We start from the raw sequence: 13,874 nt of genomic DNA, 5'->3' as shown, positions 1-13,874 counted from the left end.
GGGCCGCTATTGCGGCCCCTTTTTTAAGTAAGTAACCGCTACTGCGCCACTAGCTCAATATTTTCAATAAGAATATTGTCGTCCAAACGCCAAAGCTTGAGCGTTCTTTGTCCTTTGGTTACGTTTGTAATCTTAGTCGATAGAGTGTGGCGACTGTTTGAAACCGCTTCAACCCAATCGGCCTGATTATCATTGCTCACGCCACCGGCAGTCGGTTGTAAGGTAGAGATTAATGTATGCACCGGTTGTTCATCGATGGATACACCGAGGCGAATACCCCCCGCATTGCGAGTATCCAAAGTAGGCGACAAATTTACCCGAATCTCTACGTCGGCCGTTTGATTTTGTGAAAAATCGTACTCTAACCTTACATTGTCCTCGACCGTTGTACTTGGCTGCCCCTGAGGTACAGACAACATTGCGCCACGCCCTTGGCCTAAATGCTCTACCGCTGTCCATGCAACACCTTTACCCGCCACGTTACGCGAGAACTGAGTCGCGTCTATTACAATGTGCTTATTGTCTTTGGCAGCGTAAGGGTCAGCAAATACAATTTCTTGCACATGTTTATCCACCGGCGCGTCTGCAGCCACCCGGGTAAGCACAGGCAAGGTTTGCTGAGTTGGCTCATTCCAAATCACGTAATTCATATGCACCTGGTTCATCATGCCATCCCACTTGCCATTGTTCAGCGCATGATACTGACCAGTCAGCTCGGCATCACGGGCAAAAGCGCTCTCGGCCAAGGGAATAAAATGGTTAGCGCGCGGATCGTGATGAGAGGCCAGGCGGCGATTCCAGGCGGTCGCGTAATACAGCTCATAAAGGTTTGAAAACGCCAGTATGGGGTACTCGATCAGTTGAAAAAACGCAGAGTGTTGCTCAGGGGTAATCTGCTTTTTTACACTTTCTAATCGCGCGACCAATGCGCGCCAGTCAGCCACAATACGGCCGAACTCTTGCCCATCTAACACTTCGGCCACCGGCCCTACAGGAAAGGTCGATTCGTTTAATAGCTCGGGGGTTCGACGCGACGCCAGACGACTGTATTCAGTCATAAGTTCAGCCACATCGTCCGCCACATTAGCCCCGAAAGAGCGGCTGGCCCACTGTACAGGAAACTCTTCCAGCGCCGCGCTATCCATGGCGCTTGGTTGCCACGCCATTTTCATAAAGAAATCCAGCGGGTATTCCATGGGCTTAATATCGCCGACATTCACCACCCACAGGTCACGCGCGTGGCGCTCGTAAGCGAGGTTCATCTGCTGCCAGACCTGCTGAATTTGCTGAGTGTTAAGCCATTTGTAATTGCGGGGCACGCCCACGTAATCGAAGTGATAGTAAACCCCAAAACCGCCAGCGCGATCTAAGTCTTTAGTCGGCAAACGGCGAATCTGCCCCCAATTGTCATCGGCAAACAATAATGTAATATCATCCGGTACGGTCATGCCCTGATCGTAATAATCCTGAACTTCTTTATACAGGGCCCATACCTGGGGTGTTGCCGATGCGGGCTTGCCCGTGACCTCAGCAATAATGTCACGCTGCTCGGTAACAATGGTCTCCAGCAAATCAATCGCGGTACCTTCAGCCATCGGCATATCGCCATCACCGCGCATGCCCACGGTCACCAGGTTCTCATAGCCCTGACCGTCGCCTTTGGACATCATCCGCTCTATGCCGCCGCGCCAAAACTCCCGCAAATTCTCCGCATTTGTTTGATAATCCCAGGCCCCTCCGGTTACGTCACTGTCTATTCGGTGCCACTCGCTTTGGGCTCGGGTTAAAGGTTCGTGGTGCGAAGTTCCCATCACAATGCCCATATCATCCGCGAGCACTTTATTTTTCGGGTCATCCAAATGAAACGCTTTGGGGTACCACATTGCAGGCCAGATATAATTTCCTTTTAAGCGCAGTATCAGTTCAAATACACGCTCATACATCTTTGAATTAACACCGCCAAAGCGTTGTTTTGCCCAACTGCTAAGGGCTGGATCTTCATCATTAATAAAAATGCCGCGGTAGCGAACCTCTGGCCAGTCGACCCGAGAGCCGGGCGTGATGTACACGTTCTCGCGAGGCTTGACGGGCACATCGGCAAACCAATACCAGGGGGACACCTCCATGGCTTCGGATAATTCGTAGCTGCCAAACACTGCACCGCGACGATCAGCCCCGGCAACAATCAGTGCCCGAGGTACATTCGGCCAGGGCTCATCGATAACGCTGATAACATAGCCTTCCCATTTACCCCGTATGGCGGACACGTCCAGCTTGCCAGACTTAACCAACGAATCGATAAACTGGTTCTTACCTACTTCGCCAATCAGCACTGCAGGTCCATTCAGATCTGTTATTTGAGTTACCTGCCTAGCCTTCGCACCACTGATCTTTCTTAAGTCATCCGCAAAATCTTGTGCTACACGCTGTACGGCGGGGTTTGCGTCTTTATCCGACAACACCGCAAGTGGGGCGCCGTTTTTTATGAGTGCGAGAGCGCCCTTTTGGGAGGTAAAACATACACTCGCAGGTGCTTCGCAGGAGTCGGCGAGGCTGACGGACGGTAAAATACAAGTAAGTATAAAGACGAGAAGGCGCGGCATATTCATAGTCATTATTCTTTAAATAATTAATAGATAAAGCCCAATGCAGCGGTCTGCACCGAGCCTTATAGTCAACCAAACAATTTGCAAGAGTGTAGCAAGCTAGATGCTGTAAATCTACCAGCCCGCAATGTGCGTTAAACCTCTCGGGCTGGTGATTGAGTTACGCTTGGGGCTTAAGAATAACCCGACGGTAGGCGGTAAGATTAGGCGTGCCATTATCGGTAATCTCAAGAATGATATGTAGGCTTTTACCCGCAGAATCGGCAGGAACATCAATAGTCACGGAGTTCGCATCTGCTCCTGGCAGTTTAAGTGCGCCCTCGTAATCTCCAGCTTCTGGCATATACCACCACAAGAAACTAAGAGCGTCGCCGTTGGGGTCGTGGCTTGCAGAAGCGTCCAGGTTTACCTTGGCCCCTGCCTTGGGCGTCAGGTAGACAGGTTTAAGGCTGGCGTCATCACCCACCACCGCAACGGGGTTTAGATTGCCTGTACCTTCTTTCACCCAATCCATGCGCGCAACAAAATCGTTGAAAATAGCGGGGTAGAACTGCTCTTCGTACTTACGGGAAACAGCGCCCGCGTCTATTTGACTGTGATTGGTGAGCGCATACGTCTCACCGTCGGGCGTCAGGGCCATTTCAAAATAACCGCCCCAACCACCCCAGCCTGGGTTTTCAGGATAATTTAAGCCGTTGGGCAGTACGTAAAAAAACGACGGCGAATCGCCCTCTACACCATACTTGTATTTAGGATACAACTCGCCCATAACGCCCTTACCCTGAACGTGTTTAGCGTACTCATCCCAATTCGCTTTTCCGGTGCCGTTTTGATAGCGCCACGCACTTTCGTCCCAGATAAAAAACAGCTCGTCTTTAAACTCGCGACGCAACCATTGGTGGGCACTGATTTCATAGGGAGTGCCCTCTTTGTAGCTGCGATCCTGGTCAGTGATCGTGTATAAACGCACCTTGTCTAAAAAGTGGGCAAGCTGTTTACCATCGCCATTGTTCTGTAAGTACCAGATGGATTGAGCCAAGGTATTCGCACCGCCCCAAGCCAACACCCATACCGGGCGCTCATCGGCTTCATTGGCGGCGTCGATCAGTAATTGACTACCGGCTGTGTTATTACCCTTGCCAATAAACTCAATGCCGCGCACCTGACTACCCACTACCGTCCGGTCCCGAAGATAATCGGGACTTGGCCAGTACCCGAGGCGCTGGACCTCTTCATCCGCAGCAAATTCTGATTGCTGAGAGCGCTGCGACAGCTTCGGCAGATCCTTCTCGTAGGCGTCAATCGCATCGTAGATTAACTCAATCCACTCAGCGTTATCGCCTTCACTACTCCAACCGGTGGTGGCGACAATACCTTCGATTTCGAACAGGTCACCATACGAAAACAACCGGATAATCGACTCCATATCATCGGGCTCGATATGGTTTGGCGAAATATCGGTCAGCAGGATAATACGAGGTTTGAGAGGTTCTGCGCCTGCGAAACAGACACACGAAAAGAATAAGAACACAATAAGGGCATATCTCATGAGCGTGGATACCTATGAGTCATTATTAAAATTTCAAAGCCGATAATAACCACACTTTCTGGCCATTTCTTCCGCTATTGCTTCCAATATTACCGGGATTCTATGACTTCAGCGGTGGCAGTAATACTAAGAGTTTATGCCACACTATGGTGTTGACGATACTGACGGGGTGAACACCCGCTATTACGGTGAAACGCCTCATTGAATCGGCTGATAGACCCAAAGCCCGATTCCAGAGCCACCTGGGTAATTGGCACCGAGGTAGTCACCAGCAAGCGCTGAGCGTGAGACACACGATGCTGGATAAGATAGTCACCAATAGAAGAGCCAAACGTCTGCCGAAATAAGTTCATTGCGTAGTTGGGTGTAAGCCCGACACTCTTACACACATCAGCCGTGGTGATTTTTTCGGTGTAATTTTTCATGATATAGCACGCCATTCGTTCAACTTTGGTAAGTTCAGACGTGATCATCTGATGAGCAACGATAGCATTCCTTTGCGTGTAGCCCCGTTGAAACAAGCTGTCGGCGAGTCGCAATAAACGTGCATGCATTTCCAGCAGCACGGCCTTATCCAGTGCCACACTCCCGCCCTGCAAATCGAATTCCCAACGCTTAAAAAGCCTAGCGTCAGCCTCTGCAGAGGCATCCGATGGTTCTAAATAGAATTGCCCTTGCAACAAACTCTGCACAAAGTCTTCAGGCATTTGCCAGGATAAAAAATCATTCAAGGGAATTGTTGCAGCAAAATAAACAATACCCTCTGAATACTCAATTACCTGATGAGGAATTGCCGCCCAAAAAACCGCTAACTTACCCGCCCCCAAGGTTATTCGATGTCCACCATAAAGATACGTAACCGAGCCCGACAACAGAAAATTCAGTTCAATTTCATTGTGATAATCAGGGCGCGGCATGGAGCTGGGCTGCCAATAGACACAGGTCAAGCCATACGGCTCAAAGTACTCGCGCGCAGAATTAAACTGGTTTACTGTGGCTTTTGATGGCATTGGCATAGCCCTTTCGAAAATTGTAGGTTGGCTAATAATAGGGTAGTTACACAGTGCGTTCCTCTACACCTGACAAACGTGACACTTTAAAAGAAAAATAAAGCAATAAGTGTCTTGAGTTGATCAATCCCAAACTTTCTCGTTAATACGGAAAAGCCCAGCGCATCACTACGCTGGGCCCGGCATTCGATATCGTCATTATAAAAAGTTTATTTCAACTCAACGACAACGACCGATTTGGCGGGTATTTCCAGCTCATCCAGATCAGCTTCAAACGCTACGGGCTTGAAAGCGTCTGGATCTTCGAACGTGTTGCGCGCGTCCATCGCCTCGGCGGTCAGCATTTGCCCTACCGCCCGCTTGGCTGTAACGCCGTCAATATCCAGCTTGATATCCGCACCATTTTCCGGGTCTAGATTCACCAGTGCCATGTAGAGTTTGCCATCATCTCCTCTAGCGACTGATGCGGTTACCGCGGGCACACTTTTGTCTCCAACCTTGTATCCAGGTGCTTTAATCTCAAACGGAATAGAGGTCGAATTTTGAAACACTTTGTACAACCCATAGGCGTAATAAGTGGGTGTTAACACCATTTTTTCTTTGTCGGTCAGGATCATCGCCTGAAGTACATTCACCATTTGAGCGATGTTCGTCATTGTCACTCGGTCAGCGTACTTGTGAAAAATATTGAAATTCACTGCCGCAACGACTGCGTCACGCAGTGTGTTTTGCTGATACAGAAAACCCGGGTCGCGCTCAGGCTCTGGGTCGTACCAGGTGCCCCACTCGTCAACGTAGAGCTTAACGGTGTTGTCAGGATCATTTTCTTCCAAAACCGCCAGGTTCATTTGAATAAACCGATCCATTTCATAAGTCTGTGCCATGGTTTTTGCCCACTCATCCTTAGGAAAATCAACCGCACGACCTTTTTTATCCCAATCCCCTAAAGGCAGGGTGTAGTAATGGAAACTGATACCATCCATTTTTTGCTCAACATTCTTGCTGAGCACATCGGTCCAAGAGGTGTCATCTCCGGTGCCACCACTGGCTACCAACTTAGGCATTTTGCCGTGAGGGGCTTTAAGGAAGGTAGAGTAATGACGATACAAATCCGAATAATATTCTGGACGCATGTGCCCGCCACAACCCCAGGCCTCGTTGCCCACTCCAAAATAGGCGATTTCAAAAGGCTCTTCACGGCCGTTTTTACGACGCTCTTCGGCCAGGGTGGAGCCCTTATCGCCGGTCATGTATTCCATCCACTCGGCCATTTCCTGCACGCTGCCGCTGCCCAGGTTGCCGTTAACGTAAGCATCAGCGCCTAACAGTTCGACGAACTCAAAAAACTCGTGGGTACCAAAAGTGTTGGGCTCTTCCACACCGCCCCAGTGGGTGTTTACTTTTACCGGGCGTTCATCGCGCGGGCCTATGCCTTCACGCCAGTGGTATTCATCGGCAAAACAGCCGCCAGGCCAGCGCACCAAAGGCACGTTAATGTCGCGCAACGCGTTTAACACATCGTTGCGAAAACCGCGGGTATTGGGTATGTCGGAATCTTCTCCAACCCAAACACCTTCGTAAATACCGCGACCGAGATGCTCGGCAAATTGCCCATAGATATCTTTGTGAATCAGTGGACCAGATTCACTCGCGTCGAATTCAATTTCTACTGTATGATCTTTCGCCAGGAGTGATTGGCTGGTTAGTAATAAGCCACAAGCGATGGCTGTTTTTAATTTCATAAGGCTCTCCGATGGAATTTTATTTTTTTACTTAACAACTTATGGAACACTAGTATACATAACTCCATATTGCGGCCATTCGTTTTTACACTCCTTTAAAAATCATGGGGCGTTACACTCTAGTCACCGATTCGAAACTGCTGCATCACCGCTTCCAGCTCGGCGCTGGTATCGGCGAGAATACGAGTGTTCACGTCGGTGCGCTCAAGGCTGCTGAGCACTTCATCGCCGTAGCGATTCAGCTGTGACAAACTCTGCGCCACCGAATGGGATGTTTGCGATTGCTCTTCTGCGGCCGAGGCCACATGGTGCGTCATATCGGTAATGGTGGCAGCGGCGTTGTTGATCTCTTGCAGCACTTGTGCGACCGAATGCACCCGCTCACCCAATGCTTCGGAGCGCTCATGGCTCGATTGCATGGCCTGCACAGCGGCTGCGGTACTGCTAAGCAGTGCGTCGATCATGGATTGAATTTCGTCGGCGGAGTCCTGCGCCCGACTGGCAAGGGTGCGAACCTCATCGGCAACCACTGCAAAGCCCCGGCCCTGCTCGCCGGCACGCGCCGCCTCAATGGCCGCGTTTAACGCCAGTAAGTTGGTTTGCTCGGCCACGCCACGAATCACATCCAGTACGGTGCGAATACGGCCCGACTGTTCATCCAATTTGCCAATTGCTGCTTGGGTTTGTGCGATATCCGTCGCCAGGGCATCCATGGACTCGCGGGTGTGTTCAGCGGTGTTATGCCCCTCGGCCGATTGGTCGCTGGAACTTTGTGCTGCGGTGGCGGCATCGCCAATACGCTGCGCCACTTCCTGCGAAGTAACGCTCATTTGCTCAATCGCTGTGGCCACGGTATCCAGCTCGGTTTTCTGCCGCTGGTAAACGCCGTTAGCCTGACTCATGGTGCCTTTCACGGTGGCGACTACGTCGCGGTTTTGCTCCACCAAATGGCGCACATTAGTGATCACACCGGCGAGCTTGTCGCTAAAGCGATTAAACGCACAACCAAGGCTTGCCAGCTCATCGCGACCCTCGGTGCTTAAACGGTGTGTCAAATCACCGTCTCCACTGGCAATATCTTCAAGCGCCGCCACAGCGCCCTGCATGGGGCGGGTAATGCTGCGGGCAATGAGAAAAATAAACACCGTCAGCAACACCACACCCATCAGTGCAAGCGTGAGCGTAAACGTCATGGTTTGCCAAAAGGCATTTTCGACATCATCGATGTAAATGCCCGAGCCCAGCACCCAGCCCCAGGGCGCAAACGCTTTCACAAACGACACCTTTTCCACCGGCTTATCAAAGCCCGGTTTAGGCCAGTGGTAATGCACAAAGCCCTCTCCTGCCTGCGCCACTTGCTTTTCCATTTCACTGAATAAGCGCACGCCGTTAGGGTCGGCGATATCGGCTATGCTGGTGCCGTTAAGCTTGGTGCTGAAGGGATGATTTATCATTTCCACGCGGCGATTTTGAATCCAAAAGTAATCATTATCGCCATAACGCAGCCCATCAATAGCCGCAATAGCACGCTCTTGTGCCTGCTCGCGAGTCAGCTCACCACTTTGCTCAAGCCTCTGGTAATGCTCCATCACCCCCAGCCCTGCCTGCACCAAATGCTGGGTTTTAATACGCCGATCTTGCAGCAGACTTTCGTGGTAACCGATGGAAAACAAGCCGATAACACCGAGGACAACGCATAAAGCCAGAACGGCTACAGTGCTGAGACGCTGAGCAATAGAGAATTGACGCAACACAAACATGGGCACTCCGAATTGTCGTTATAGGGAGCCTCTGATTAACTCCCCAGCGGTCTCTGCGCGAGTCAAAACGTTCACTCCTTCGCCGGAAAATGCTCCTGCCTTTCCGGCATTCGGGCAATCCATTGCCCTTGGCGCGCTTCGTAGGCAATGGCCATAGTCCTTGGCAAGAAGTGCAAGCCTTCCGCGTCCTGCTCACGGCCCTTACCTACATCCGTGTAGGCAACACAGCGGATGAGCGTTTTGGCCGCGCCCTTCGGGGCTTACAGAGCTCTCCGATCTCTGTGTTGGCTCACCTCACCGGGCCGTCAGCCCGCTTTTAGTTCGCCGCCTTGATCTCGAAAAGCTCTGTAAGCCAGAGACCACTGGGGACTTAATCAGAGGCTCCTTAGTTATCGGTAATAGTCTGCCAGACTTTAAACCTAACAGGGGCGAAAATTTAACAGTGCAGTTAAGACCCAGTGGGTCTATTTCAAGTTTTTCCAACGCCGAGCTGAACGCCTTGACACAACGAAAGGTTCGCTAATGTTGCTCATGCTCCACACCGATTCTCTCGCGCCACTGTGGGTAGTGAACATCAATCAACTGTTGCGGCCAGGTGCCGTACCAGTGATAGCCACTGCGGCGCTCCAGCGCTACGTCTTCCAAGGCCTCGACCCGCGAGCCATCGCGATTGGTAAAAAACGGCTCGCTGGTTTTCAGATCGTAGAATCTGGCCCATAAGCCGGGCGCATTGGCGTCTTCAACCAAACGCCTGTCGATGGTGGCGGTGTGGTAATCAAACCGCACCGGCTCAATTGCGAATTCCTCAATTCGCACAGCGGGAATCTGGTGTTCGCGAAACCAGGCCACGGCGTTTTCAACAGCGTGAATAACTCCGTTTGACGGCGAGGGAATCGACATTAAATATTCCACCACGGCCACACTTTCCCAGGTTTGCAATGCTGGCAGCTCGTAACTGCGAGCGGCTACGGGCGCCAAGGTGGCTTCATGGTATTGGCCCGCCCAAATGGTCGCCACGCCGTTTATGTTTATTTGCAGCTGCAGAATTAACGCATCACCTTTAACAATGGCTTGAGCGGCGGCGGTGCGTGTGTCGTCGGGAATAAAATCAAAGGGCGGCTCGCCGCTTTGCACATTGCGTAAAAACCCCAACACGCCAGGCATCACCTCATCGGCAAACGTGATGTAATCACCGTAAGGGCGATCGGCCCGGCCAGGCGAGTGCGGCCAACCGCCGTTGTTGTACTGGGACTGCAACACAAAATCCAAACCGGTTAAGGCTGCATCACGATATCGTGCATCGTTTGTGCGCTGATACGCGTGGGCCAGGTAGGTAATTTGCGGGTAGATGTTGCGGTTATCGAAGCTGGCATCCGCCTGCGATTTTGCCGCCCGAATTTCAGATTTTTCCGCCTCGGTTAACAGGCGCTGTGGGTGAGTATTTTCGGGCCAGCCGCCGTTTTCACGTTGGTATAGCAGTATATTATCGGCAATGGCCCGTGTATCGCTGGCAGGATGTACCGGCGCATCCAGCTTGTCGGTGCGATTGTACCAGTGATGAATGGCATCGCTAAAACCGTCCAGCGATAGGGGCTCGGCCGCACTGATATTGACACTCAGCACCAGCGCGGTGAGGACAGCGGCAAACCTACCCATCAGTCGCGCGGTGTCTGATACTGTTCTTTCCACTGCGCGTAAGGCATCTTATAAATGACCTCTCGCGCCTGCTCTTTATCCAAAGCCACACCGCGTTCGGCCGCCGCCTGCTGGTACCACTTGCCCAAACAATTGCGGCAGAAGCCGGCAAGCTCCATCAAGTCAATATTCTGCACGTCCTTACGCTCATCCAAATGCTCCAGCAAACGGCGAAAGGCCGCCGCTTCAATTTCAGTTGTTACATCTTTTGTCATGCTATTTCTCGCTCTCGGGTAAATATCGATACACCCGAGCGAACACTTTAATAACTTCCTGTTCGCTCGTTTGCAGTAATACTGACTCCGCTGTCAGTGGTTCGTTTAAAGGCGAGCGAAAGTCACCCGCATCGATTTTCAAGTTTGATAGCTGGCCCTCATAGGTGTTTACATCTGAGCGCACTGCGATGTGAGCACAAATGTCCTGCTGCTTTTTGACTAACCGAATGCTCATTTGTATATCGTCAAGGGCGGTAATTTTCGCAGGCTCATCAAGCTTAACTAAGATCGCATCCTCATAGCCTCGCTGAAGGTTTTCACCTTCAGTTATTTTCTGCTGCTGAACCATAAACCGAAGCACATACTGGTCACGATGAGCACCAATTGCTTCGCCCTCTGCTCGACTCGCACTCGCCTCCATAAAAAAAACCAAGGCAAGTAGCAGCGCTATTGGACGCCGAATATTCAGCACACTTACCAACCTAAATCCTCGCGTAAGCGTGCTACCAGCTTGTCGGCCATACGCTGATTGGTTAACTCGTTAGGGTGCCAATCACAGCCATAACCATCCTCGGGTTTTATACGGCCCGTGTCGAGTACCGCCACATCGTTTGCGGTGGCCAGTTCGTTTAAATATTCCGCTTGCTGCTCGCGCGCTTCGCCACCCAACATAGGGCTTACAATAAAGTACACGGGGGTGCCGGGGTAATCACTGCGCACCTCGCTCAAAATAGTCGCCATCGCTTGCGGGTAGCCGGGGGCGCTCCCCTGCCAAAAATCGTTGGTGCCAATATTTATCAACACCGCGTCTGGCCGGTAACTGTCCGAGCTCCATGGGGTGTCGAAGTCATCCGCGAGGGTCAGTTTGCGACGCTCGGCAATGGTCGGCGACTTGGGCGTCTCTTCGCCGTAACTGCGCCACACACCAATACCTGACCAGGCGATGGTGTGGATATCAGCGTTTAACGCACTTGCCGTCAGGCCTGCGTAGGCTTTAAGTGGCGTGCTGGTATCCTGCGAATACGAGCAATCTTTACTGTCACCTTCAACGCCGTACCCAGCGGTAATGGAATCACCAATAACCAGCAACTGACGCTCAGGGGCAGCCGGTGCACCTAGCAACTCGCCATCGGTACTCGGCAAGCCGGTAATTTTTGCCACACCCGAAAAAGATTCAGCCAAACGGGTTAAGCGCACCTTGTGCTCAGCATTGGGCAGTGACTGCGCCAGAGTGTAATCTTGCACACTGGGTTCGGCCCAAAGCTCACGGCCTTTATTGTCGTCAACCTCTACCCAGAAACGCATGCGTTCGGGCACGGTGATGGTAACGGCAGTTTCACTGCCGCGAAAACGATACTCGACAGCCGAGCCGGGCCATGTAAATGAAACCGCTTCGGTTTGCACCGGCTGAAAGCGACCAATCAGGCGCAGCTGTTCACTCTCGGTTAATTCGTTCGCACCCGCAGAGCAGGCCGCAACAGAAAGGAAGATTACGCTCGTTAATTTTTTCATACTGGTTTTCATAGGGCTCTCGATTCTTTGTTTTAAATTTTTTGTTTTAAACTTTTCGATCTAAATTCTGCGCTCTAAAACAGTAGAGTTATTTTCGATAATATCGCGCTGTGGTTCAGATGAGCTTTGCAAATAAAAAGGCTTTGGCGCAGTGTACCAAAGCCTTTTACCTATCAAATTAACGGTGCGTAAAGATTTATGAATTCGGTACGCAACCTTCTTCGCCTTCGGCCATAGGCGCCAGGCTGACTTCAACAATATCCAGTTCAAGCTTGCCAGCGGTGCCGATAGAAAACGGCCAGTTTATTTTGCTTAAATCCACACCGCTGGCGCTAAAGCAATCCAGTGCAATAGGCAACGCCATCCACTGGCCACGCTTCATATTTTTGAGATTGTCGGCCACATTAACTTCCGCCTCACACCCCTCACCGCAAGCCATTTTGACATTCACGGTACTGGGCACTTTAGAATTCACCCGAAGCGCAATGACCAGCTCAGCGGCGTGCTCAAATTTACTCAGATCCAGCATGCCGCCACTCAGGGTGACACTGCCCCAATCGTCTGACTTTTTCCATTTCAAACTGATAGCACCCGGGAAGTCTTTATCCTCGGCGCTGGCCAAACTCACCTTGCCCTTGCCGCTCTGCCCACCGGTATCTTCAACCGGCATCCACCAGTTACCGGGGTCGGCAAGCACCCAATGCCATGGGTCTGGTGTTTGCCCTTGGGTAAAGTAAACATAGTTAGAGTTGGGCGACGACTGCGCAAAACACAGGTTCGCAAGAACTAATAAGGCTAAACAATAAATGCTACGTAACATGGTTGTATCCCTCGTTATTATCATTATGCAGAATTGGGCCAGCAGACGCTGCCCCCACAATATTCACATATAAAACCACAAATTATATATAACAAAACCTAGGGCAGCGTCAAGCGTGAGGCATCGGCTGGAACAAGCCAAACGTATTGCCATCCGGGTCAAGATAATAGGCCTGCCAGCACACGCCTGGCACCTCAAATTTATCCAGTGCCACCTGCCCGCCCAGCTCGACAATCACCTCCGCCGTGGTGTCGATATCCGCCACCTCAATGGAGCAGGTAAAGGCGTTTGTGCCGCACCCTATTGGCGGTGTATCGGCCGGTCGTTGCAACAGCCCACCATAGAGTCCGCCGGTCTGAATTCGCCAATAGGGGATGGGCAAGGATTCATCGCGGGTAAAACTCCAATCAAACACTTGTTGATAAAACGCCACCAAGGCTTCGGGTTGGCTCGCTTGAATCTCAAAATAGGCAATATTGTTCATATCAGGCTCCTAGAGCCTAGGGTGCCAGCATTTTGCGCCCCAAACGGACAAAAGTTTCAACTTCTCGCTCTGAGAGTTTAGCCAGAAATTCGGACTCTACCGCCTGTTCCGCAGCGCGTACCGTAGCTAACAGCTCGTTGCCCTCAGCCGTTAGGGTAATAACTCGGCTGCGACCATCCTCCGGGTGCGGCGCTCGGGTAAGTAACCCCTGCGCCTGCAAGTCTTTTAACAGCCGGGCAATTTGCGCCTTATCGCGCCCACTGGTCTCGACTAAGGTTTGCGCACGGCAGAAGGGCTCGGCGGCGATTAAGTGCAGCAACCTTACATGCATGCCGTAAAGTGTAAATCCAGACTCAGCTACCGCACGCTGGCAGCGGCTGCGCACCTGAAACGCCAATTGCCACAAAAGATCACTAAAACCCGTGTTTTCAACGGGCATGTTTTTTCCAGACATATTGTTGACTTTATCAACCATAAAAAA

The 13,874-nt window shown here is 51.5% G+C and carries 12 protein-coding genes; all 12 read right to left on the bottom strand.

Annotated features, from left to right (window positions below):
* Positions 1-38: 38 nt before the first annotated feature.
* The 12 genes from D568_RS20165 to D568_RS0113595 all read right to left on the bottom strand — a co-directional run bounded on the left by D568_RS20165 (position 39) and on the right by D568_RS0113595 (position 13,832).
* Positions 39-2,609, bottom strand: a complete 2,571-nt coding sequence (locus tag D568_RS20165; RefSeq protein ID WP_020210167.1) for a glycosyl hydrolase 115 family protein — start codon at positions 2,607-2,609, stop codon at positions 39-41.
* 157 nt (positions 2,610-2,766) lie between these two features.
* Positions 2,767-4,155 carry a DUF1593 domain-containing protein gene (locus D568_RS0113645; protein ID WP_020210166.1) on the bottom strand — a complete coding sequence of 463 codons (1,389 nt, stop codon included), beginning with the start codon at positions 4,153-4,155 and terminating at the stop codon, positions 2,767-2,769.
* 134 nt (positions 4,156-4,289) lie between these two features.
* The gene (locus D568_RS0113640) at positions 4,290-5,165 is read right to left on the bottom strand and encodes a helix-turn-helix domain-containing protein (protein ID WP_020210165.1); all 876 of its coding nucleotides are present in this window, start codon (positions 5,163-5,165) and stop codon (positions 4,290-4,292) included.
* A gap of 209 nt (positions 5,166-5,374) precedes the next feature.
* Positions 5,375-6,907 carry an alpha-N-arabinofuranosidase gene (locus D568_RS0113635; RefSeq protein ID WP_020210164.1) on the bottom strand — a complete coding sequence of 511 codons (1,533 nt, stop codon included), beginning with the start codon at positions 6,905-6,907 and terminating at the stop codon, positions 5,375-5,377.
* A 119-nt stretch (positions 6,908-7,026) separates the two neighbouring features.
* Entirely contained in the window at positions 7,027-8,667 is a 1,641-nt protein-coding gene (locus D568_RS0113630; RefSeq protein ID WP_020210163.1) for a methyl-accepting chemotaxis protein, read from the bottom strand.
* A gap of 519 nt (positions 8,668-9,186) precedes the next feature.
* Positions 9,187-10,356, bottom strand: coding sequence for a pectate lyase (gene pelA / locus D568_RS0113625; protein ID WP_157497873.1), 1,170 nt, complete (start codon positions 10,354-10,356; stop codon positions 9,187-9,189).
* Positions 10,323-10,577, bottom strand: coding sequence for a DUF1244 domain-containing protein (locus D568_RS0113620; RefSeq protein ID WP_020210161.1), 255 nt, complete (start codon positions 10,575-10,577; stop codon positions 10,323-10,325). The genes pelA and D568_RS0113620 overlap by 34 nt, the downstream gene beginning before the upstream one ends.
* Position 10,578: 1 nt before the next feature.
* Entirely contained in the window at positions 10,579-11,049 is a 471-nt protein-coding gene (locus tag D568_RS0113615) for a hypothetical protein (protein ID WP_040516843.1), read from the bottom strand.
* Between the two features lie 2 nt (positions 11,050-11,051).
* Positions 11,052-12,089 carry an SGNH/GDSL hydrolase family protein gene (locus tag D568_RS0113610; RefSeq protein ID WP_169334804.1) on the bottom strand — a complete coding sequence of 346 codons (1,038 nt, stop codon included), beginning with the start codon at positions 12,087-12,089 and terminating at the stop codon, positions 11,052-11,054.
* A gap of 196 nt (positions 12,090-12,285) precedes the next feature.
* Complete coding sequence (locus tag D568_RS20160; RefSeq protein ID WP_020210158.1) at positions 12,286-12,909, bottom strand: putative glycoside hydrolase; 624 nt, start codon at positions 12,907-12,909, stop codon at positions 12,286-12,288.
* 109 nt (positions 12,910-13,018) lie between these two features.
* The gene (locus tag D568_RS0113600; RefSeq protein WP_020210157.1) at positions 13,019-13,393 is read right to left on the bottom strand and encodes a VOC family protein; all 375 of its coding nucleotides are present in this window, start codon (positions 13,391-13,393) and stop codon (positions 13,019-13,021) included.
* Between the two features lie 16 nt (positions 13,394-13,409).
* Positions 13,410-13,832: a MarR family winged helix-turn-helix transcriptional regulator gene (locus D568_RS0113595; protein WP_020210156.1), complete on the bottom strand. Its 423-nt coding sequence runs from the start codon at positions 13,830-13,832 to the stop codon at positions 13,410-13,412.
* Positions 13,833-13,874 lie beyond the last annotated feature (42 nt).

It is taken from the genome of Gilvimarinus chinensis DSM 19667 (genome assembly GCF_000377745.1).
Classification (GTDB): domain Bacteria; phylum Pseudomonadota; class Gammaproteobacteria; order Pseudomonadales; family Cellvibrionaceae; genus Gilvimarinus; species Gilvimarinus chinensis.
Note: the sequence above shows the minus strand (reverse complement) of the source record. Positions and strands in the feature narration are given on the sequence as shown.